At 63.7% G+C, this 20,545-nt stretch carries 17 protein-coding genes; 12 read left to right on the top strand and 5 right to left on the bottom strand.

The annotated features are described in order from the left end of the window. Window positions 1–4 precede the first annotated feature (4 nt). The 12 genes from VKS22_14040 to VKS22_13985 all read left to right on the top strand — a co-directional run bounded on the left by VKS22_14040 (window position 5) and on the right by VKS22_13985 (window position 12,872). The gene (locus tag VKS22_14040; protein HLW71730.1) at window positions 5–1,231 is read left to right on the top strand and encodes an MFS transporter; all 1,227 of its coding nucleotides are present in this window, start codon (window positions 5–7) and stop codon (window positions 1,229–1,231) included. Window positions 1,232–1,233: 2 nt separating this feature from the next. Beyond that, window positions 1,234–2,013 carry a Fe-Mn family superoxide dismutase gene (locus VKS22_14035; GenBank protein ID HLW71729.1) on the top strand — a complete coding sequence of 260 codons (780 nt, stop codon included), beginning with the start codon at window positions 1,234–1,236 and terminating at the stop codon, window positions 2,011–2,013. Window positions 2,014–2,135: 122 nt separating this feature from the next. Continuing rightward, window positions 2,136–3,155: a pyruvate dehydrogenase (acetyl-transferring) E1 component subunit alpha gene (gene pdhA / locus VKS22_14030; protein ID HLW71728.1), complete on the top strand. Its 1,020-nt coding sequence runs from the start codon at window positions 2,136–2,138 to the stop codon at window positions 3,153–3,155. A gap of 16 nt (window positions 3,156–3,171) precedes the next feature. Continuing rightward, window positions 3,172–4,143, top strand: coding sequence for an alpha-ketoacid dehydrogenase subunit beta (locus VKS22_14025; protein ID HLW71727.1), 972 nt, complete (start codon window positions 3,172–3,174; stop codon window positions 4,141–4,143). Between the two features lie 71 nt (window positions 4,144–4,214). Further along, window positions 4,215–5,726: a 2-oxo acid dehydrogenase subunit E2 gene (locus tag VKS22_14020; protein ID HLW71726.1), complete on the top strand. Its 1,512-nt coding sequence runs from the start codon at window positions 4,215–4,217 to the stop codon at window positions 5,724–5,726. Between the two features lie 34 nt (window positions 5,727–5,760). Then, complete coding sequence (gene lpdA / locus VKS22_14015) at window positions 5,761–7,170, top strand: dihydrolipoyl dehydrogenase (GenBank protein ID HLW71725.1); 1,410 nt, start codon at window positions 5,761–5,763, stop codon at window positions 7,168–7,170. Beyond that, window positions 7,170–7,865: a lipoyl(octanoyl) transferase LipB gene (gene lipB / locus VKS22_14010; protein ID HLW71724.1), complete on the top strand. Its 696-nt coding sequence runs from the start codon at window positions 7,170–7,172 to the stop codon at window positions 7,863–7,865. The genes lpdA and lipB overlap by 1 nt, the downstream gene beginning before the upstream one ends. Window positions 7,866–7,868: 3 nt before the next feature. Continuing rightward, entirely contained in the window at window positions 7,869–8,726 is an 858-nt protein-coding gene (lipA, locus tag VKS22_14005) for a lipoyl synthase (GenBank protein HLW71723.1), read from the top strand. A gap of 100 nt (window positions 8,727–8,826) precedes the next feature. After that, window positions 8,827–11,220 (top strand): MMPL family transporter, encoded by a 2,394-nt coding sequence (locus tag VKS22_14000; protein HLW71722.1) that lies wholly within the window; start codon window positions 8,827–8,829, stop codon window positions 11,218–11,220. Between the two features lie 205 nt (window positions 11,221–11,425). Next, window positions 11,426–11,746 carry a metalloregulator ArsR/SmtB family transcription factor gene (locus VKS22_13995; GenBank protein HLW71721.1) on the top strand — a complete coding sequence of 107 codons (321 nt, stop codon included), beginning with the start codon at window positions 11,426–11,428 and terminating at the stop codon, window positions 11,744–11,746. Next, complete coding sequence (locus VKS22_13990; GenBank protein HLW71720.1) at window positions 11,743–12,165, top strand: SRPBCC domain-containing protein; 423 nt, start codon at window positions 11,743–11,745, stop codon at window positions 12,163–12,165. The genes VKS22_13995 and VKS22_13990 overlap by 4 nt, the downstream gene beginning before the upstream one ends. An 80-nt stretch (window positions 12,166–12,245) precedes the next feature. Beyond that, the gene (locus VKS22_13985) at window positions 12,246–12,872 is read left to right on the top strand and encodes a glutathione S-transferase family protein (protein ID HLW71719.1); all 627 of its coding nucleotides are present in this window, start codon (window positions 12,246–12,248) and stop codon (window positions 12,870–12,872) included. Between the two features lie 37 nt (window positions 12,873–12,909). Here VKS22_13985 and VKS22_13980 read toward each other — a convergent pair whose 3' ends face one another. The 5 genes from VKS22_13980 to VKS22_13960 form a co-directional block, all read right to left on the bottom strand. Next, a complete protein-coding gene (locus tag VKS22_13980; GenBank protein HLW71718.1) occupies window positions 12,910–14,508 on the bottom strand; it encodes a DHA2 family efflux MFS transporter permease subunit in 1,599 nt (532 codons plus the stop codon). Between the two features lie 33 nt (window positions 14,509–14,541). Then, window positions 14,542–16,071, bottom strand: a complete 1,530-nt coding sequence (locus VKS22_13975; GenBank protein HLW71717.1) for a GMC oxidoreductase — start codon at window positions 16,069–16,071, stop codon at window positions 14,542–14,544. Between the two features lie 70 nt (window positions 16,072–16,141). Next, a complete protein-coding gene (locus tag VKS22_13970; protein ID HLW71716.1) occupies window positions 16,142–16,801 on the bottom strand; it encodes a hypothetical protein in 660 nt (219 codons plus the stop codon). Next, window positions 16,798–18,201, bottom strand: a complete 1,404-nt coding sequence (locus tag VKS22_13965; GenBank protein ID HLW71715.1) for a selenium-binding family protein — start codon at window positions 18,199–18,201, stop codon at window positions 16,798–16,800. The genes VKS22_13970 and VKS22_13965 overlap by 4 nt, the downstream gene beginning before the upstream one ends. 174 nt (window positions 18,202–18,375) lie before the next feature. Continuing rightward, complete coding sequence (locus tag VKS22_13960) at window positions 18,376–20,346, bottom strand: choice-of-anchor tandem repeat GloVer-containing protein (protein HLW71714.1); 1,971 nt, start codon at window positions 20,344–20,346, stop codon at window positions 18,376–18,378. Window positions 20,347–20,545: the final 199 nt, after the last annotated feature.

Below are 20,545 nucleotides of genomic sequence, written 5' to 3'. Positions count from 1 at the left end.
CCGGATGGCAGGCTGGTTTTCGGCGCGCGCGTCTGCCGACGCAAAACTGCTGCTGGCGACGCGTGCGCTGCGCGGCTTCGCCGACGGTGCCGTCAGCGTCATCCTGCCGAGTTATCTGACAGCGATCGGATTGGGCTCGTTTCAAGTTGGCGCGATCGTCTTCGGGACGCTGCTGGGTTCGGCGGTGCTGACGCTGTGGGTTGGCCTTGCCGGCAGCCGGATCGCGCCGCGGCGTATCCTGATCAGTGCCAGCGTTCTGATGTTTGCGACCGGGATCGGGTTTTTTAGCGCCGCCGGTTTCTGGACGCTGTTCGCCGTCGCGGTTATCGGGACGATGAACCCTTCCGCCGGCGATGTCAGTCTTTTTCTGCCGGCGGAGCAGACCGCGCTGGCCGAATCGGTCGCAGACCGCGATCTGACCTCGATGTTCGGATTCTACAACGTCGCCGGCGCGATTGCCGGAGCGCTCGGTGCGTTGGCGAGCGGAATCCCCGCGATAGTGGCCGCCCGCGCCGGTTCCCGTCCAGTCGCGGCGGAACGCATGGTCTTCCTCGGCTATTCGATAATCGCGATTATAGCCGGCGTGGTTTACGCGAAGCTGCGCCAGCCGACGCATCAGGCGCCGCCAACGGGCGCCGGCGCGTCACTCGGAAAATCGCGTCGCATGGTGCTCAAGCTCTCGGCGCTCTTCAGCCTCGACGCCTTCGGCGGCGGTTTCGTCGTGCAGTCGCTGCTGGCGCTTTGGCTGTTTCGCCGTTTCAATCTCGATCTCGAAGTTGCCGGGACTTTCTTCTTTGCCGCGGGATTGCTCGGCGCGCTTTCACAACTGCTCTCGACAGTTGTCGCCGCCCGCATCGGACGAGTCCGTACGATGGCCTATACGCATATCCCGGCGAACGCGTTGCTGATCGCGGCGGCCCTGATGCCCAACGCCAGGCGGGCGATCGCGCTTCTGCTGGCGCGATCGGCGCTGTCGTCGATGGATGTGCCGGCGCGGCAATCGTATGTGATGGCGATCGTCGAGCCCGAAGAGCGCGCCGCCGCGGCGAGCGTCACCAACGTCCCGCGCAGTCTCGCCAGCGCCTTCGCGCCATTGCCGGCCGGCGCACTGCTCGACGCCTCAAACTTCGGCTGGCCGCTAATCTGCGCGGGGGGCCTGAAAATACTTTACGACCTGATTCTGCTCGCGCAATTCCGGTCGGCGCATCCCGCCGACGAAGAGGTAAATTGATGATGGCGCGGGGAACAGAGGGAGCTTCCGCCAAAATGGCGAATCGCGCGCGGCGGCGCTTCCTGCGCGCCGCGGCATTGATGACAGCCGGAGTTGCCGGCTCGGCGCTGAGCAACGGAATTGTGCGGCGCGCCTTTGCGGCGCCGCCGACGGAGACGGGCCTGTCATTCGAAGGGCTCTTGAAAGGGCTGTCCGGGTTTCAGCCGCGCACCCTGATGCAGTTGCCGCGCGCCGAGATTCCGGGCTTTCTTTCACGGCGTCAACTCGGGCAGAACTATGCGGTTTACCGCGAACAGTTTGCCAGGCTTCAGGCTGCAGAGAGCGCACTTGCCACCGCGCCGCGCAGCAGCGCTCAGGCCAAGGAATACGCCGAGCTGCGCAATGCGCAAATGACGGCAGCGAATTCCGTCCTCTTGCACGAATTCTATTTTCGCATTCTGGCTGACGCCCCGACTACTCCCTCGCAATACCTGATCGCGAATATGAACGAGCATATGGGCGCGATGGCCGACTGGCGCGAGGATTTCAGCGCGTGCGCGCGCGGCGCCGAGGAATGGGCGATGCTCGTCTATGATCCCTACGACGACCGCTGGCACAACGTCGCGACCGGGGCGCAGAACGCGGGCGGCTGGACGGGCGCGAACCCGCTGGTAGTGTGCGATGTGGCCGACCACGCCTGGTCGATCGATTACCGGAGTCGCGAGATTTATGTGACGCGATTTCTCGACCACCTCGACTGGGCTGTCGTCGGCACCCGCTATCGAGCGGTCGATCGGCAATAGTGTTCCTGGGCTTTGCACGGCTGATGCGCGCTAAATCGTTAACTCCCTTACTCCGCCAGTGGGATTGCGTTACTGTTTTGATCAGTTGGTCCGGCGCCGGCGCGGCGCAAGGGAGTATTTGGATGGCCCTCGAACGGGACAAACATATTGCTGAACGGGCGTTGCTCACGATGGACGAGGTTCAGTTGCTCGACCTTTACCGGCGGATGGTGCTGATTCGCCGCTTCGAAGAAAAGACTGCCGAGATGTACTCGCGCGGCAAGATCACCGGCTTTTGCCATCTGTACGCTGGAGAGGAGGCGGTGGCGGTCGGCGCGATCGCGGCGCTCAACAGCAAGGACTACGTGGTTTCGACCTATCGCGAGCATGGCCATTGTCTCGCCAAGGGGGCGTCGCCGCGCGCCGTGATGGCCGAACTCTTCGGCAAAGCGACCGGGCTCTCGCGCGGCCACGGCGGCTCGATGCATCTGTTTGATCCGAATCTGCGCTTCATGGGCGGCTACGCGATCGTGGGCGGCGGCCTGCCGATCGCGACCGGCCTCGGCCTCTCGGCCAAGTACCGCGAGGAACCCGACGTCGTGTGTTGCTTCTTCGGCGACGGCGCGCTGCCGCAGGGCGCCTTTCACGAAAGCCTCAACCTCGCCTCGCTCTGGAAGCTGCCGGTGGTTTTCGTCTGCGAGAACAACTTCTACGGGATGGGCACGATGGTGCAGAACGCCATCTGTCAGGAAGAGCTCTACCGTTTCGCCGAGCCCTACAAGATGCCGGGCGTGCGCGTGGACGGGATGAACGTACTCGACGTTTATGGCGCGGCGACCGAAGCTGCGGCGCGTGCGCGCGAGGGCGACGGCCCCTCGCTGATCGAGGCGGTGACCTATCGCTTTCGCGGCCACTCGATGTCGGACCCGGCCGAGTACCGCTCGCGCCGCGAGGAGCGCATCTGGCAGGAGCGCGATCCGATCAAGAATCTCCGCCGCCGCATGTTGCTCGATCAACGAGTCAGCGAGGCCCAGCTCGACGAGGCCGAGCGCGAGGTTGTCGCGGTTATTGACGACGCGGTGAAGTTCGCCGAGGAAAGTCCCGAGCCCGGCCTCGAGACCCTCGGAAAATATGTTTACGTCGAAGAAAACCGGGACGCCTAGATGGTGACAGACTAAGATGGCGCTAATTACTTATCGTGAGGCCTTGAACCAGGCGCTGCGCGAAGAGATGGATCGCGACAGCCGGGTCTTTATCATGGGCGAGGAGGTCGGCTACTTCGGCGGCGCCTTCAAGGTCACCGACGGGCTGCTCGCGGTGTACGGCGAGCGCCGCGTGCGCGATACGCCGATCTCCGAATTGACGATCGTCGGCGCCGGGGTCGGCGCGGCGATGGGCGGGCTGAAGCCGGTGGTCGAGCTGATGACGATCAATTTCGGCCTGCTCGCGATCGATCAGATCGTCAACAGCGCCGCGAAAATTCACTATATGTTCGGCGGCCACGCCAAGGTCCCGATGGTCATCCGCGCGCCCCAGGGCGCGGGCCATCAGCTTGGCGCGCAGCACAGCCAGAGTCTCGAAGCCTATTTTCTGCATTGTCCCGGACTGCGCGTCGTCATCCCGGCGACGCCGGCCGACGCCAAGGGCCTGCTGAAATCCTGTATCCGGCAGGAGGATCCCGTCGTCTTCCTCGAGCACGAATCGCTCTACGGCGTGAAGGGCGAAGTGCCCGACGGCGATCATCTGGTGCCGCTGGGGCAGGCGCGGCGCGCGCGCGAGGGCAAGGACGTCACGCTGATCTCCTACTCGAAGTGCGTGTACGACACGTTGTCGGCAGCGGAAGCGCTCGAAAATGAGGGGATCGACGCCGAAGTAATCGATCTGCGCACGCTCAATCCGCTCGACCTCAAAACGGTCGTCGAGTCGGTCAAGAAGACCGGGAAAGCGATTATCGTATATGAGGGCTGGCGTACCGGCGGCGCCGGGGCGGAGATCGCGGCGCAAATTTACGAGACCGCCTTCGACAGCCTCGACGCGCCGATCGAACGCGTGGCGACGCTCGACACGCCGATTCCCTACAACGCGCGGCTCGAGCACGCGGCGCTGCCGAGCGCTGCAGATATCGTCAAGGCCGCGGAGCGGCTGGTCTAAGCAATCCGGCGGGTTGATTATCTGATTCATGCCTCATCGTCAGCGCAGGCGACCACCTGAAGGATTCACTCATGAGCAATGAAATCACGATGCCGAAGCTTTCCGACACGATGGAGGAAGGCAAAATCATTCGCTGGCTCAAGCATCCGGGCGATCAGGTTCGTCACGGCGACGCCTTGGCCGAAGTCGAGACCGACAAGGCCGACATGGTGATGGAATCGTTCGATGACGGCGTGCTCGAAGAGATTCGGCTCAAGGAGGGCGAATCGGCGCCGGTCGGCGCGACGATCGCGATGCTGCGTGCAGCGGATGGCGCGTCGGCAGGTGGCACGGCGGGAGAATCGCGCAACACTGCGGCGTCGGCGCCTCGAGCGGCAACTCCCGAGGCTCTCGCGCCGGTGGAAAATTCAACCGCAAAGCGGTCGTCAACCGCCGAGCGCGTTACGCCAATCCGTCCCGCCAAACGCCGCGCCGCGGAGAAAGCGGCCCCTCAGGCTCCGCCCGAAGCCTCGACGAACGCTATGGAGAATCCCGCTTCCGTCTTTACGAAAGACGATCCCGAAGCGCCGGCGGACGCCGACGACGGCGGCGCGTTTCCCTTATCCCACGAGAGCCATCCTGCGCTCAGCGCTCATCCGTCGGCGACGCCGACCGCGATCGCCGCGCCGCCGCCCCGCGCGCTCGCGACCACGGAGCCTCATCCACCGGCGCCTCACGACGGCAAGCTGCGCGCCTCGCCGCTGGCGCGGCGCGCCGCCGACGAAGCCGGCATCGACCTGGCGCAGGTCCATGGCAGCGGGCCGGAGGGGCGCGTCACCAAGCGCGATATCGATAATTTCGTTCGTGAGCAGCAGCTCTTCCGCTTCCGCCGCCTGGTCGCGCCGCGCGAGGGGCTGCCGGGCACGCGCGAAGAGCTCTCGAAGATGCGCCGCACGATCGCGCAGCGGATGGCCCAGTCCAAGCGCGAAATCCCGCACTTCTACGTCACCGTGGAGGTCGATATGGAAGAGGCGGTCAAGCTCAAGAAGTCGCTCGAAGTGACCGAGCTGTTCGAAGAGGACATCACCTACAACGACATCATCGTCAAAGCGACTGCGCTGGCGCTGGCGCGCTATACGCGCATGAATGCGAGTTTTCAGGACGACGGCGTGGTCATCTATCCGCATATCAATATCGGGATGGCGGTGGCGGTCGAGGACGGGTTGATCGTTCCGGTGATTCACGAATGCGAGCGGCTGACGCTGCCGGAAATCTCTGCGGCCGCCCATCGGCTGGTCGGCAAGGCGGCGCGCGGCGGCTTCAGCGGCGACGATCTGTCGGGTGGGACTTTCACCATCTCGAACATGGGGATGCTCGGGGTCGAGCATTTCGCCGCGGTCATCGTCCCGCCGCAGGCCGGCATCCTGGCGGTCAGCGCGGTCAAGGAAAAGCCGGTGGTGAGAAACGGCCAGTTGGCCGTCGGCAAAACCATGATGCTGACGGTGGCCTGCGACCATCGCATCATCGACGGCGTGGTTGGCGCGCGCTTCGTCAACGAGATCAAACGCTTTCTCGAAAACCCGGCAAGCCTGCTAGTTTCGTAAGGCGGCGTGTATGATGCTCGCCACGAGGTGAAGCTTGGCCAACTCCCGTTATGATCTTGTCGTGATTGGCTCAGGTCCCGGCGGTTATGTCGCCGCGATACGGGCGAGCCAGCTCAAGATGAAAGTCGCAGTTATCGAGCGCGATCTGCCGGGCGGCGTCTGCCTGAATTGGGGTTGTATCCCGAGCAAGGCCCTGCTCAACTCCGCTGAAGCGATGGAGACGATTCGCGGCGCGGCGCAGGAGCACGGGATCGCGGTCGGCGAGGTCAGCGTCGATTTCAAGCGCGTCATCGCGCGCAGCCGCGAGGCCGCCGACAAGCTCTCGAAGGGCGTGCGCTTTCTACTGCGCAAGAACAAGGTCGATTACATCGAAGCTCACGGCGCGATCAGCGGGCCGAACCGCGTCGCCCTGACGCCCGCGCCGGGCAAACCGGCGCCCCCCGCCGAGGCCGTCGAAGCCGAGCGCATCCTCATCGCGACCGGCTCGGGCGAGCGTCTTTTCCCCGGGATGGCCGTCGGCGACGGCGTTATGACTAGCCGCGAGGCCCTGCTTCACGATCACGTCCCCGCTAGCATCATTGTCATCGGCGCCGGCGCCATCGGACTAGAATTTGGATACTTCTACCAAGCCTTCGGCGCCAAGCTGACGATTGTCGAGCTAGAAAAGCAGATGCTGCCGGGCTTCGACGCCGAGGTTGCCGAAGAACTGCGCAAGGCCTTCGTCAAGCGCGGCGCCAATATCCTGCTCGGCCACGGCTACAAATCGATGACGCGCCACGACGGCAAATGGACCGTCACCCTCGACGTCGCCGGCGCCGCCAAGACCGTCGAGGCGGAGGCAGTGCTGGTCGCGGTCGGACGCGGCCCGCTCAGCCGCGACCTCGGTCTCGACCGCGTCGGCATCGAAGTCGAGCGCGGCTTTATCAAGATTGATGATTCGTTCCGCACCTCGTGCGCGACTATCTATGCGATCGGCGACGTCGCGCGGATGCCGTTGCTGGCGCATAAGGCCTCCGCCGAGGGTATCGCCGCGGTTGAGATCATGGCCGGGGTGCGCGAGCCCGGCTTCGACTTGCTCGCCATCCCAGGCTGCATCTATTGCGAACCGGAAGTTGCGACCGTCGGCTTGAGCGAAGCGGACGCGGTTGCGCGGGGAATCGAAGTCAAGGTCGGCAAGATTCCGTTCCGCTCCAACGGCAAATCAGTTGCGGTCAATCAGACCGAGGGCTTCGTCAAAATCGTCGCCAGCAAACAATACGGCGAAGTGCTCGGATGTCAGATCATCGGCCATCATGCCACCGACCTGATCTCCGAAGTGGTGCTCGGAAAGACACTCGAAACGACCACCGCCGAGATTGGCCGCAGCGTGCACCCTCATCCGACGCTCTCCGAGACCATCATGGAGGCTGCGCTCGCGGCGGAGGGCGAGGCGATTAACTTCTGATGTCGATTCTGCGCATCGCCCGCCTCGGCCGCGTCGATTACGCTGCGGCGCTCGAGTTGCAGCAGGCGCTGGTCGCGCAACGATCGCATGACACGAGCGCTGATACGCTGCTCGTGCTCGAGCATCCCCCGACTTACACGCTCGGCCGCGGCGCTGATGAACGCTTCCTCCTCGACCCGCCCGCGGGCGTGCCGATTCATCGCGTATCGCGCGGCGGGCAGGTGACCTGGCACGGGCCCGGCCAACTGGTCGGCTATCCAATCCTGAAGCTCGAAGGCGCGGAGCGCGACGTCATGCGCTACCTGCGCCGGCTCGAGCAGGTGATCATCGCGGCGCTCGCGCGTTGCGGTATCGCCGCCGAGCGCCGCGCCGGGTTGACCGGCGTATGGGTTGGGACTGAGAAGATTGCCTCAATCGGAGTCGGTATCCGCCGCTGGGTGACGCTGCATGGCTTCGCGGTTAACGTCGCGATCGACCCCGACGGCTTCGCGCGGATCGTGCCGTGCGGAATTGCCGGCTGCCATATGACCTCGATCGCCAAGCTTGGAGTCGAAGGGGTCTCGATGGCCGCATTCTCGGGGCTGATCGCAGAGGCGTTCGCTGCGGTTTTTGGCTATCAGCAAGTTGAAGCTCTCAACGGCCGCGCGCTCGTCGCAACTCCCGCCGCGCCCGACGACCTCGCTGCTCACGGATAAATCATGGGCGAGCGCAAACATCCGGAGTGGATCAAGGTTCGCGCGCCCACCTCGCCCGAATACTTCCGCACGCGCGCGACGCTCGCCGAGCTCAAGCTGCACACAGTCTGTCAGGAGGCCTGCTGTCCGAATATCGGTGAGTGCTTCGGGCATCGCACGGCCACCTTCATGCTGATGGGCGATGTCTGCACGCGCAATTGTCCCTACTGCGCAGTCGCGCACGGCCGCGTGCGCCCGCTCGATCCCGACGAGCCCCGACGTATAGGCGAGGCGGTGGCGCGGCTGGGGTTGCAACATGTCGTTGTGACGTCGGTGGATCGCGACGATCTCGCCGACGGCGGCGCTGCGCATTTCGCCGCGACCGCGCACGCGATCAAGGCCGCGACGCCCGGCGCGCGGGTCGAAGTGCTGGTGCCCGATTTCAAGGGCGCGCACGCGAGCGTCGAGACCGTGGTCGCCGCGCCGGTCGACATCTACAATCACAATATCGAGACTGTGCCGAGCCTCTACCGGAAATGCCGCCCCGGCGGCCGCTATGAGCTCTCGCTCGAGGTCCTCGCTTACGCCAAGGCGGCGGCGCACGGCCGCGCGTTGCTCACCAAAGCCGGCGTGATGCTGGGCCTCGGTGAGGAGCGCGACGAGCTCATCCAGGTGCTCCGCGACCTGCGCGCCGCCGGGTGCGACATCCTGACGCTCGGGCAGTATCTGCGCCCCTCGCCGGATCATCTTCCGGTCGTGCGCTACGTCCCGCCCGCCGAGTTCGCCGAGCTCAAAGCGATCGGAATCGCTCTGGGCTTTCGCCACGTCGAATCCGGTCCGCTCGTGCGCAGCTCCTATCATGCCTGGGAACACGTGAACTGATTGCCGTGATCCTTGTGCCTGACGGGCCCGCCCAACCGAGTCAGGCGGTTACGGTACTTGGTCTAGTCCCGCAGCCGCCCGGCTCCGAAAGGATAACGTGGTGAATCGGAAAAGCTCGACCCGTCAGCGGAGCTACGGCGCGTGGCTGCTCGACTTTCGCCAGCCGGTCGGTCTGCTCCTGCTCGCCGTGACCGCCTTCATGAGTTACCAGGCAATGCACGTTCCGATCGCGACCAAATTTGAAGACCTGTTTCCGGCGGCGCACCCCAACACCGTCCTCTACCGGCAGTTTCGCGAAGCCTATGGCGGGGCGCAGACGCTAGTCCTGATGCTGCGGGTGAAAGACGGCGACATTTTCACGCCGCGCACGCTGCACGCGATCCAGGATATGAGCGATAAGGTTAACGCCCTCCCCGGGGTCAACCATAACGAACTCTTTTCGCTCGCTTCCTATCGCGTGCTTTACGCTCGCGCCTTGCCCGGTGTCCTCAAGTCGGAACCCTTCATGTGGCCCAAGGTCCCGGCGACGGCTGCCGGTATCGCCGAGCTCAAGGCTAATGTCCTGGTGCATCGCGAGCAGCTCGCGGGCCTCGTCACCGAAGATCTCAAGGGCGCACTCGTGGTCGCGAGTTTCAATGAAGGCACGCTCGATTATGTGGGGGTCTTCGATGGCGTTCAGCAAATCATTCGCGATCATCAGGACGCCAACACGACGATTTATGCCAGTGGCCCTCTGATGTTCGCGGCCTGGGGCTACCATTATCTGCCGCGCATCGAGAAGATCTTCGGCGCGTCATTCGCCCTGATGCTGTTGTTGACCTGGCTCTGCCTCGGACGGCGGCGCGGCTGGTGGGCGCCGGTCGTGACCGGGGTCTGTTCCGCCATATGGGGCGTCGGCTTTATGAGCCTCAAGGGTTACAACTTCGACCCGGCGATGCTGGTCCTACCCTTGATCATGACCGCGCGGGATCTCGGTCACGGCATCCAATGGCAGGGACATTTTTATCACGAGCTCGATCGCCAGGACGATAAGATTGGAGCCTGCGTGACCACCGCCGATGCGCTGTGGCGGCCGGGCCTGATCGCCGTGCTGATCAGTATCGCGGGCATTGCCTTCGTCGCGGTGGGCAGTATCCCGGTCTTGCGGCAACTCGGAATCGGCGGCGCGGTATGGATGGGCGCGAGTCTCGTCGTGGTTTTCGCCGGTCAGCCGATTCTCGTGAGCTATCTGCCGTCACCGGAGCTGCATCGCGCTCCGGTTGGCGTGCGCCGCGGATGGCGCGATCGCCTCACCAATCTCACGATTAGCGCCGGCTGGCCGCGCCTCGTCCTGATCGGCGCCGCCGTCGTTGCCCTGATTGTGGGCCTCGTCGCCGAGCAACGCGTGCTTATCGGCTATCAGACCCCAGGCACTCCGATCTATCGGGAAGATGCGAAAATCAATCGGGACACCGCTGAAATCGCCCGCTTTGTTCCAACCAATACCGCCTGGGTGGTGCTCGAAACACCGGAGTTCCCCAGCCCTCAATCTACGATGGGCACCGCGACGATGCGGATGGGCGACGACCTCGCAGATTATCTGCTCGAACGCGGCGACGCCTCGGCCGTGCTCGGCTTCGGCAATGTCGCCGAAAAGCCGATGAACATGTTGCTGCACAACGGTTTTCCCAAGTTCATGGCGATTCCCGACAGCGAGATGCTCAGTGCGAATCTGTGGGGCTTCTTTTTCGGCGCCGCCGCGCCCGACGAGCCCAAGGCCTACTTCGCCTACCAGCCCTCCGCACGCAACGGCCGTATCCTGATGCTCCTGCCGGACCACACTGCGGCGCGGCTCAACCGCCTGCGCGCAGACCTCGACACTTTTGTGCGCGAGCGCGTGACGCCGGACCATGGTCTCAATCAGGTCAAGCTGCTCTACCTTGGAGGCGAAGCCGGACTCTACCTGGCAATCAATGACGTCACGCAGCGGCTCAATCTACTGAATCTCGCGCTCGTCCTCTCAGCTATCTTCATCCTCGGCGCAATTATGGCGCGTTCGTTCCTCGCCGGCGCACTGCTGGTGCTGATCGCGATGGCGGCAAACTTTCTCGGCTTCGCCTACTTGAATCAGAATGCCATCGGTCTCACCACCGATACCATCTCGGTCATCTCGCTCGGGATGGGGCTCGGTCTCTGCTTTGCCGTTTACCTCCTGGCCGGGATTCAGGACGCGATGGCGGCGGGACTCGAGCTCGATGACGCGGTGCGCTACGCGATTCACGGTGCGGGCCGATGGGTCATCGCCACCTTCCTCGTGATCGTCGCCGGCCTTGCGCCGTGGGCCTTGTCGCCGTTGCTCTTTCAGAACGAGATGAGCCTGATCCTAATTCTCCTGATGGTCACCAATCTGCTTGCCGCGATGCTCATCCTGCCGGCGTTGATTGCGTGGATGCGGCCGCACTTCCTGACGCACATCGAGCCCGAACGCCGCTACGGCGCGCAAGCCCAAAGCTAGGGAATCTCTGCGCAAGTGGGTCGCGAATACCCATTCGTGCAACTCCATCGCCGGCTTCTCAGAATGACGGCGCTACTTTCAGTAGCATTGAACCACTTGTCATTCTGAGCGAAGGCTGCCGGAGCGAAGAATCCCGGATTATCCATGCATCGCGGCTGCTGCCGATCTCGCTGACAATATGTAACTGAACGGTTACATATCTTCCATGAGACTCGACGCGACGATCGCGGTGCTGGCGGATCCGACCCGCCGCGAGCTGCTGCGCCGGCTGGCTGGCGGCCCGCGCCGCGCGAGCGCTCTCGCCGCAGGCTTTGCGATGAGCCGGCCGGCCATCTGCAAACACACGCGCCTGCTTGCCGGGGCCGGACTTATCCGTGCGCGCCGCCACGGTCGCGAACGCATTTACGAGTTGGCACAGGCGGGAGGCCGCTCAATCAGGCGGTTGATTATGGAATTCGAAGATGTCGAACGATTTTGGGAAACCGCACTCGAAGCTTTCAAACGCTACGCTGAGGAGAAATCATGACGATTCGCAAGTCGATCAAGGTGGAGCGCTCGCCGGAAGTCTCATTCAGGATATTCTGCGAAGAGATGAGTCAGTGGTGGCCCGGCGGCTTCGGCAAGGAGACCAAAGCGTTTATCGAAAAACGCGTTGGCAGCCGCTATTTCGAGCGCAGCCCCGACGGCGCCGAGTCCGAGATTGGCCGCGTCACCGCCTATCAGCCGCCGGCCCTCGTGGCCTTCACTTTCCGCGCGCCGAGTTGGGACTTTCCGACGCAAGTGGAAGTCCGCTTCATCGCGGAGGGCGCAGGCACGCGCGTCGAGCTCGAACACTCCGGCTGGGAGCAGGACGCGAAGCTCACCGCAGGGCGCAAGAACTATGACAGCGGCTGGGACATGGTGCTGGGCCACTACCAGGCGCACGCCGGTTCAGTGACACTATAGAGTCTAACGCCGATTGTCGATCCGAGGCCGCTTCGTGCGACTATGGATTGAGCAGTTAACCATCGCACAAGGAGTAGCTTATGAAACTGCACGCATTTCCACCGTCACCGCGCGCGACCAAGACCATGGCGCTCGCGTATCATCTAGGCCTCGATTGCGAGATGAAAATGGTCGATCTATTCACGGGTGAACAGCACAAACCAGAATTCGCAGCGCTTAATCCCAACGAGCGGATGCCGGTGCTCGAGGACGACGGCTTCGTGCTGTGGGAGTCGAACGCGATCCTCCAGTACATGGCGGCGAAGAAACCGGCGAGCGGGCTCTGGCCGTCGGACGCCAAGGCGCAGGCCGATGTTTTGCGCTGGCATTCGTGGGACGCCGCCGATTGGTTCCCGGCCTGCGCGATTCTCACCTTCGAGCGGTTCGTGAAAAAACTCGTCGGCGCGGGCGCGCCGGACCCGGCGGAAGTCGCCAAGGGCGAGACGCAGTTTCACAAATGCGCGAAGGTTTTGAACGCCGCGCTCAAGGGGCGTGAATGGCTGGTCGGCAACAAGCTGACGATCGCCGACTTCGCAATTGGCGCGCCGATGGCGACGGCCGAGCCGGCGCAGTATCCGGTCGCCGACTATCCCGAAATCACGCGCTATTATGCCGCGCTCGCGGCGCTGCCCGCATGGCAGAAGGCGCTCGCCGCAGCCCGCGGCTGAGCCGACGGACAGACTCCTGAATCGTGGCGGCGCGGCCTCAATGAGCTGCGCCGCCGCCGCTGCTCGTCGCGCCGCGCAGGAACAGGAAGGACGGAATCATGATCACAGCGATCAGCGCGAGGATGCGATAGATGTCGTTGAACGACAGCATCGCCGATTGGGCCTGGATCGCCTCGTAAACCATCCCGAGCCCTTGCCTCTGGCCGGTGATTAGCTGCGGTATGAAGCTGAACGACGGCGACCCGGGCATCGCTTGCCTGGCGGCGCCCAGCCGCCACGCATCGAAGGCCGAGAAGTGCTCGACCAGTCGCGATTGATGAAGCTGCTGATGGCTCACCAGCATGTTCGTCATCCAGGCGATGCCGACGGCCGCGCCCGTATTGCGCATCATGTTGTAGAGACTGGCGGCGTTGCCCATGCGCTCGCGCGAGACGCATGATATGGCCGCGGCGGAACTCGGCGGAAAGATCATGCCGAAGCCGAGACCCATCACGAGCATCGGCCAGACGATCGGCCAGGTCGCCGACTGCAGGCTGTAATCCGCGGAGAACCAGCATCCGATCGCGATCAGGGTGAAGCCCAGACCGATGAACTTCGTCGTGTCAACGCCGAAGCGCGCGAGGTTGCCGACAATCATCATCGAGGTCATCGAGCCGATGCCGCGCGGCGCCTGAACGAGACCCGCGTTCCAGGCGTCATAGCCCATCAATTCCTGCAGAAAGACCGGACTGAGCAGTAGTGTGCCAAAGAGAATTGAGCTGAAGGCGACGGTTACCATCATGGCTGCGTCGAAGATGCGGTATTTGAGCACCCGCAAATCGAGAATCGGTTCGCTGAAGCGCAGCTCGCGAAAAGCCAGCGCCACAAACGCGACGGCCGAGAGAATCGTCGCGGCGATCACCCACGAGGAGTTGAACCAGTCGGCGCGCTGTCCGCGATCCAGCACGATCTGGAGCACACCGAGGCTCAGGACCAACAGCACGATGCCTGGATAGTCCACCTTGCCGCCGCGGGCGCGGCGCTGGCGCATGAAAGGCGGGTCGTGCACGAAGGCCGAGACCATGGCGAAGGCGATCATTCCGATTGGCAGGTTGATGTAAAAGTTCCAGCGCCAATTCCAATTGTCCGTGATCCAGCCGCCGAGCGTCGGGCCGAGAATCGGCGCGACCATCAGGCCCACGCCCCACAACGCCATCGCCATCTGCTGCTCGTCAGGTGGAAAGGTCTCCATCAGGATGGCTTGCGAAGACGGAATCATCGCGGCGCCGGAGGCCCCCTGCAGCAGCCGAAAAAACACCATCTGCCGGAGCGATCCCGCCGCGCCGCACAGCGCCGACGCCGCGACGAAGGCGAACACGGAAACGAGAAAATAGCGCTTGCGGCCGAACCGCGACGAGATCCACGCGGTCATCGGCAGCATGATCCCGTTCGCGACCAGATAGCTTGTCAGCACCCAGGCGATCTCGTCCACGCTCGCCGAGAAGCTGCCCTGCATGTGCGGCAACGCCACGTTGATGATCGAGGTGTCGAGCACTTCGAGCGCCGTCCCGAGCATCACCGCCAACGCGATCAGCCACTTGTGGGTTGGTAGAGCCGCCTCCGAGGCGAGTGCCGGCGCCGTACTGGCCGCTTCCATGAATAGCCCTCGACCGTCTTTGAAAAAGCAGCGCTAAGGCTCCGCGCGCATCCACTCGGCGGCCCGCTCGCCGATCATGATGCAGGTCAGGTTGGTGTTCGCGCGCACGATATTCGGCATGACCGAGGCGTCAACCACGCGTAGGTTGGCGACCCCACGCACCCGGCAGAACTGATCGACCACCGCCAGCGGATCGCTGGATGGGCCCATTTTAGCCGTCCCTACCGGATGGTAGATCGTGCTACAATTGGTTCGTACGAAATCCGCGAGGGCCGCATCCGAGTCGACCACCTCCTGAGTGAGATTGACGATCTCCTTGAGATAGGCGGCGAACGGCGCGCGATGCATTAGACGCCATGCCAGCCGCACCCCATCGATCATGCGGCGGAGGTCTTCAGGATCATCGAGGTAATTGAGTTCGATCCGCGGCGGCACATTCGGGTCGGCGCTGCGCAAAGTCAGGCGCCCGCGCGAGCGCGGACGCTGCAGACCGGGCACCACCGAGACGCTCGGCAACGGCAGATCGAGATTCAGGCCTGGCGCAACTTTGGGATCGAAGAAGTTGAAGATGTACATCTGCATGTCGTTGAATTCGCGCGAGCCGTCCGCGGTGTAACGAATCCCGATCGGATTGGTCACGGCCGGATCGTGCGGAATACCGGGCATCGGCGTCCCGGCGACGAAGACCAGCAGATGATCGATTAGATTGCGGCCGACGCCCGGCGCGTCCACGACAGACTCGATTCCCAGCGCCGCGAGTTCGGCGCGCGGTCCGACACCCGAGCGCAGCAGGATCGCCGGCGAATTGATCGCGCCGGCCGAGAGCGTAATCCGCCGCGCGCGCAGGCGCTGAACCATCCCGCCACACTCCACTTGCAGGCCGGTCGCCCGCCCGTTCTCAACGATTACGCGATTGACATTACAGTTGGCGCGGATCGTCAGGTTGAGCCGCGGACGCGCTGCGGCGAGATACCCGATCGCGGTCGAGATGCGCACGCCCTCGCGCCGATTGCGCGGCCATGGCCCGATGCCGGTCGAGCGCGGATCATTGTGATCCCAGACTTCGGGATAGCCCTGCGCGCAGCAAGCCTCGTAAAAGGCTCGATTGATCGGCTGCCAGGCGGCCGGTTGCGGACGCTCAATCCAGATGGGCCCGTTGGCGCCGTGAAAGTCGCCATGCGCGTCGCGATCGTTCTCGAGCTTGCGATGGGCCGGCAGGACCTTCTCGAAACTCCACTCCGGATTGCCGAGCGCCGCCCATTCGTCGAAATCCTCGGGCGTGCCGCGCAGCGCGATATGGCCGTTGACCGCAGAAGAGCCGCCCGTCACTTTGCCGCGCGGAAAGGCGATCTCGCGCCCAGGCACGACCTCGGCGGCGTAGCCCCAATCGTGCGGACCCATCGAGACCCACGAGTGCAGGAGGTCGTCCGGGCTCTCGGCAATAACCGGATAATCCGGACCGGCCTCGAGCAGCAGCACTGCGCGATCGGGATCTTCGCTCAGCCGCGCCGCCAGCGCCGCGCCGGACGAACCCGCGCCAACCACGATGTCGTCGTAGTCCATCAACATTCTTTAGCTCCGTGCTGGTCTTTACTGCAAAAGCTCCGCACCGGACGACTCAGTCCTCGCTCTGCTAGATCACGATCGACAGCGCGCCCGCAGCGATTAGCGCGCCGGCCCAGATCGCATCGAGATTGATCCACGCGCTGCGCAGGATGCGCAATCCGATCCATTCGTACACCACGATCGCGATCGTGCCCATTGTCAGGAACATCGCGCCCGTGTGCAAAAGCACCACCGCGAGGCTCTCGACCAGCCCGATCGCCCCGCCGCCGATCGCCGGCAGCGCGTGATGGTGATGCATCATCGCCATCGGCATCGCCGGAGACGACGGTAGCTTGAGCAGGATCGGGAAAAGCATCAGGCCGGCGCCGTGCGCCGTCGCCATCAGGAATGACCAGATAACCAGATCAAAAGCACTGACCTTCATCGCAACCCAGCGCGGATGGGCGCGCGGCCGGATAAGCCGGAACAACCCGAACAGGATCAAGGCAGCGGCCCCGGCCGGACGGATAATCCACCAAGCGCTCGACATCGCGCCGGCGATTAGTCCCACCACCAGCGCGATCGAGATGAAATGCCCGGCCGCGATCGGGAACAGTGCCGCGATCACTTTTCTCCGGCGCCTCTCCTGCAAGCCCAACGCAACGGCGAACAGCCACCCCATCGACGGGTCGAAGCCGTGATACGCGCCGAGCAGCGTAATCGCGACCCAGGGCCACGCCCGGCTCACGGGTAGCAATAGGAATCCGAGGAGGAGTCGCCCCCTTCGAGCCGCACCTGATGAGCCCGTTCGCCACTGAAGGGCACAAAGAATTTCGGGTCAATTTCGAGGCCACCGGCCGGGTTTGCGTTGACCACTGTAACCCAGCCGCGCACCCCCTCCGGGTAGAACTGCTCATCCCACGAGCCGTAAAGCGAATTGCTCAGATAGATGCGCTTGCCGTCGCGGCTCAGTTCGAGCATCTGCGAGCCGCCATTCAACGCACCCGCCTTGGGATGCGGCGCGTGGGCAACGATTCCGCCCAGCCGCACCTTGCCGGTTAACTTCGGCGTGAACGGATCGCTCACGTCCCACTGTTGCAGGTCGCCGGTGCCAAAGCAGGCGAGATAAAGATAGCGGTCGTCGAGGCTCAGATTGATGTCGGTGATCAGCGGCGGCACGGCCTTGAAGGGCTTGAGCGCCGGCGGCAGCAGATCCGGATCAGCCAATTCGGCCGGCACATCGATAATTTTCCGCAAGCCCCAGTTGCCCTTATCGCGATGCCACAACCAGATCGACGCCGACAGATCCTTCGTCGAGATCACCACGCCGACGAAGCCATGGGTTTTGGTCGGATCGTGCGCCGGCCGCAGTTCGAGCGCCATCTGGTACTCGGCGCTCATTTCGAGCGTTTGCAGATGGCGCCGGCGGCGCAAATCCCACAGATGCAACGCGTGGCCATACTTTCCGCCCATCAGCAGATCCGGCTGCAACCCCTTCTCGATCATGTTGGGCGTGCCCCACTCGCTGGTAATCGCGACGTCGTGTCCGAGATGCCACCAGAAGTCGTAGGCCAGATACTGCGGTCCGCGATCGACCTCCCAACGCCCCAGCACGTCAAAGCTTTCGTGGTCGAGCAGGAACAGGCCGCCGGGCCCCTCGCCGTTAGGTGCTCCCAGTGCGCTGACGTAAATCGCGTCGGGTCCGCAGTGAATCGTATGCGGACGGCTGTACCCGGTGCGCGACGCGATCTCTTCCGGCTCGATTATCTTGACGATTTTCGGCGCGCGCGGATCGGGCTTGGTGTCGATTATGTAAATTCGCGACGAACGCAGTCCCGGCACGATCAGGTAACGCCGCTCGACATGCGGATGCGGTGCATACGGGCAGAGCGCCGCGCTGCAGGCGTTCCAGCCAAAGTGATGCAATTCGTCGCTGGCGACCGGCATCTCGAGCCGCCCGACGACCTGGCTGTAGCTCGACGAGGCGGGATCGAGATCGAGCACGCACATTGCGTCGCGCCTGGGAGAACTGGCGGTTTGCGCCGCCGCCGGAGTGAAGGCCGCCACGTAGGCCAGCTTTTCGCGCGGCGCCTGCATCGCCATGCGCGGCGACGGATAGAAGGTCTGGTCAGCTTTCCACAGTGTCATAATCCACCTGGCGATTGAGCACGTTAGGCCTGGCTGAGGCGCACGCCACTATTCAATCCCGCATCGAGATGGGCGCCGTGTCGAACACGCGCCACGATAGCGACGCCGCCCGTGCCCTTTCAAGGGCTCCGTTGCTTAGCGAGCGTTCGCAGGGGAGGGCAGACGCGCGGCGGGCTACTTTGTGGTCGGCGCCGACGCCGACAGGACCGCGGTCTGCTGCGCCGCGTTCGCCGCGCTGACCGCGATCGAGGCGCTCTGACCGCCCGCGCCTGCATAGGCCGCCACATAGACTTTGCACTTATGGTTGGGCTTGAGAATCGTCAGCGTCGCGCATTTGTTCTTCGTAATTTCAAACAGACTGGGCTGATCGAGTGAGACCGTGATCGGTCCCAGCACAGACATACCGCCTTTGACGGCCTTCACTTTGATCGCTTTCCTGTGGCCGGTGGTCTTGAGCTCGACCGTTGTCGGCGTCAGTTCGATCATCGCTGTGGGCGTCGCGGTTGGCGTCAAAGTTGGAGTCGGCGTGGGCGTGACGGTTGCGGTAGCGGTAGGGGTAGGGGTTGACGTTGGTGTCGGAGTTAAGGTCGGCGTTGAAACTGTGGTCGGCGTCGCGGTTTGAGTAGTCGTTGGCGTGGGCGTTGACGTCGCCGTCGGGCTCGACGTTGCAGTGATAGTCGGCGTCGGCGTGCGTGTCACAGTGGGCGTGAGCGTCGGAGTCGGGATTGGCGTGATCGTGGGAGTTGACGTTACCGTCGGGGTCGGCGTGGAGGTCGGAGTAGGTGTGGGGGTGGCGAACGGATTGATCTCGAAGACTGTGCCGAAGCCCGACGCGCCACCGCTGGCAGTCGTGCCGTAGAACAGGCCGATGTCGTCCATCACCAAGCCGGCAAAGGGCAGCGCGCCATCGGGAGTGTCGCTAAAGGAGTGCAGCACGCTCTCGGTCGCGGCGCCTTCGAGGAATGGCGGCGTCAACGAGAAGACCGTGCCGTCCCCTGGCGAGAAGTTGTCGGCCGACGCGCCCCCCTGTTCAGTCGTGCCGTAGAGTACGCCGTTCGCATCGCTGATTAAGCCGCCGAGCGGGCTCGAACCATTGTTCGCGTCATCGAAGGAATAGAGAATGGTCTCGCCCCAGCTACCACCCTCAACGGTCGGCGGCGTCAATTCGAAGACCGTCCCGCCGGAACCGGCGATCAGACCGCCCGAAGAGGTTACCCCGTAAAGCGCGCCCCCGGCATCCTGCAGAAGACGCCCGTGCGGGTGGAACCCGTCGGGCAGGCGGGAACTTTCCAGGAATCCATGCAATACCGTCTCATTCCAAGGGGTGGGGCTCACGCCGCCGGTGGGTGCCGCGAGCGAAAACGCTGCGCCTAGAGTCGCGCCTCCACCTCCTATAAGCGGCGGCCCGCCGAAATTCGTCGTTCCGTACAGGAGGCCGCTCGCGCCGTCGAGCAACAGCCCGGCCTCCGGATCGGAGCCCTCGACGCCGAGGCTGAAGGGGAAGAGCACGGTTTCGGTCCAAGCCCCGCCCGAAACCGCGGGAGGGCTCAGGGAGAAGATTACGCCGAGGCCCGGGTTGCTCACTGTAGTGGCGCCATAGAGCACACCATTATTGTCAGAAACAAGAGTGCCCTGCGGAACTCCGCCATCGATTCCGCCGGTGAAGTTGTAGAGCACCGTCTCAGTCCACGCCCCGCCCGCGATCGATGGCGGCATCAGCTCGAACACGGTCCCAAAAGTCGTGACGCCGTCGCCCGCGGTTGTGCCGTAGAAGACCCCGTTCGGTCCCGCGAGGAGCGCCGCCTCTGGAGACTGTCCGTCGCTGCCGCCGTTGAAGGCGTAAAGCACCGTCTCGGTCCAGGCTCCGCCGGACCCCGACGGCGGCGTCAGCTCGAATACGGTTCCGCATCCTGAAAATGGTGGACAGTTCGGGACACCACCCTCGGTCGTAGTGCCGTAGAGTGCGCCGTTAACCCCTAGCACGAGATCGCCGAAGGGGCTGCCCCCATCCGCGCCGCCGCTGAAGGAATAGAGTACGCTCTCACCTGCTGCGCGCGCTGCGCGCGCAAATCCAAGCGCCGCGATTAACAGTACGAGGATCGCGTACGCTAACGCTGAACGTCGCTGTGAGCTACGTCTGGTCACCTGGCTGGCCCATTTGCCGAAAACTTACCTAACGATCACGTACTCCGTGAACGCACCTACTGGGTGAATTCACGTACTCCGTTAACGATCCAATCAGCCGCCTTGGGTGTATCTATGACACCACATCGCCTTATATAGCTTATCGCGCATCACCTGACTATAACTTACGCAACTCTTTAAATCGCCGGCAAGCTCTATG

Source organism: Candidatus Binataceae bacterium (genome assembly GCA_035308025.1).
In the GTDB taxonomy this organism is placed as follows: Bacteria; Desulfobacterota; Binatia; order Binatales; family Binataceae; genus JAJPHI01.
This window is presented reverse-complemented; position numbering and strand designations above follow the sequence as displayed.

What these genes read in the sequence shown, in the direction of transcription:
- VKS22_14020 (HLW71726.1), top strand. Translation starts at nt 4,215, where the DNA reads ATGAGCAATGAAATCACGATGCCGAAGCTTTCCGACACGATGGAGGAA.
- VKS22_14040 (HLW71730.1), top strand. Translation starts at nt 5, where the DNA reads ATGGCAGGCTGGTTTTCGGCGCGCGCGTCTGCCGACGCAAAACTGCTG.
- lipB (HLW71724.1), top strand. Translation starts at nt 7,170, where the DNA reads ATGTCGATTCTGCGCATCGCCCGCCTCGGCCGCGTCGATTACGCTGCG.
- lipA (HLW71723.1), top strand. Translation starts at nt 7,869, where the DNA reads ATGGGCGAGCGCAAACATCCGGAGTGGATCAAGGTTCGCGCGCCCACC.
- VKS22_13990 (HLW71720.1), top strand. Translation starts at nt 11,743, where the DNA reads ATGACGATTCGCAAGTCGATCAAGGTGGAGCGCTCGCCGGAAGTCTCA.
- pdhA (HLW71728.1), top strand. Translation starts at nt 2,136, where the DNA reads ATGGCCCTCGAACGGGACAAACATATTGCTGAACGGGCGTTGCTCACG.
- VKS22_13965 (HLW71715.1), bottom strand. Translation starts at nt 18,201, where the DNA reads ATGACACTGTGGAAAGCTGACCAGACCTTCTATCCGTCGCCGCGCATG.
- VKS22_13995 (HLW71721.1), top strand. Translation starts at nt 11,426, where the DNA reads ATGAGACTCGACGCGACGATCGCGGTGCTGGCGGATCCGACCCGCCGC.
- VKS22_13975 (HLW71717.1), bottom strand. Translation starts at nt 16,071, where the DNA reads ATGGACTACGACGACATCGTGGTTGGCGCGGGTTCGTCCGGCGCGGCG.
- VKS22_13985 (HLW71719.1), top strand. Translation starts at nt 12,246, where the DNA reads ATGAAACTGCACGCATTTCCACCGTCACCGCGCGCGACCAAGACCATG.
- VKS22_14035 (HLW71729.1), top strand. Translation starts at nt 1,234, where the DNA reads ATGGCGCGGGGAACAGAGGGAGCTTCCGCCAAAATGGCGAATCGCGCG.
- VKS22_14025 (HLW71727.1), top strand. Translation starts at nt 3,172, where the DNA reads ATGGCGCTAATTACTTATCGTGAGGCCTTGAACCAGGCGCTGCGCGAA.
- VKS22_13980 (HLW71718.1), bottom strand. Translation starts at nt 14,508, where the DNA reads ATGGAAGCGGCCAGTACGGCGCCGGCACTCGCCTCGGAGGCGGCTCTA.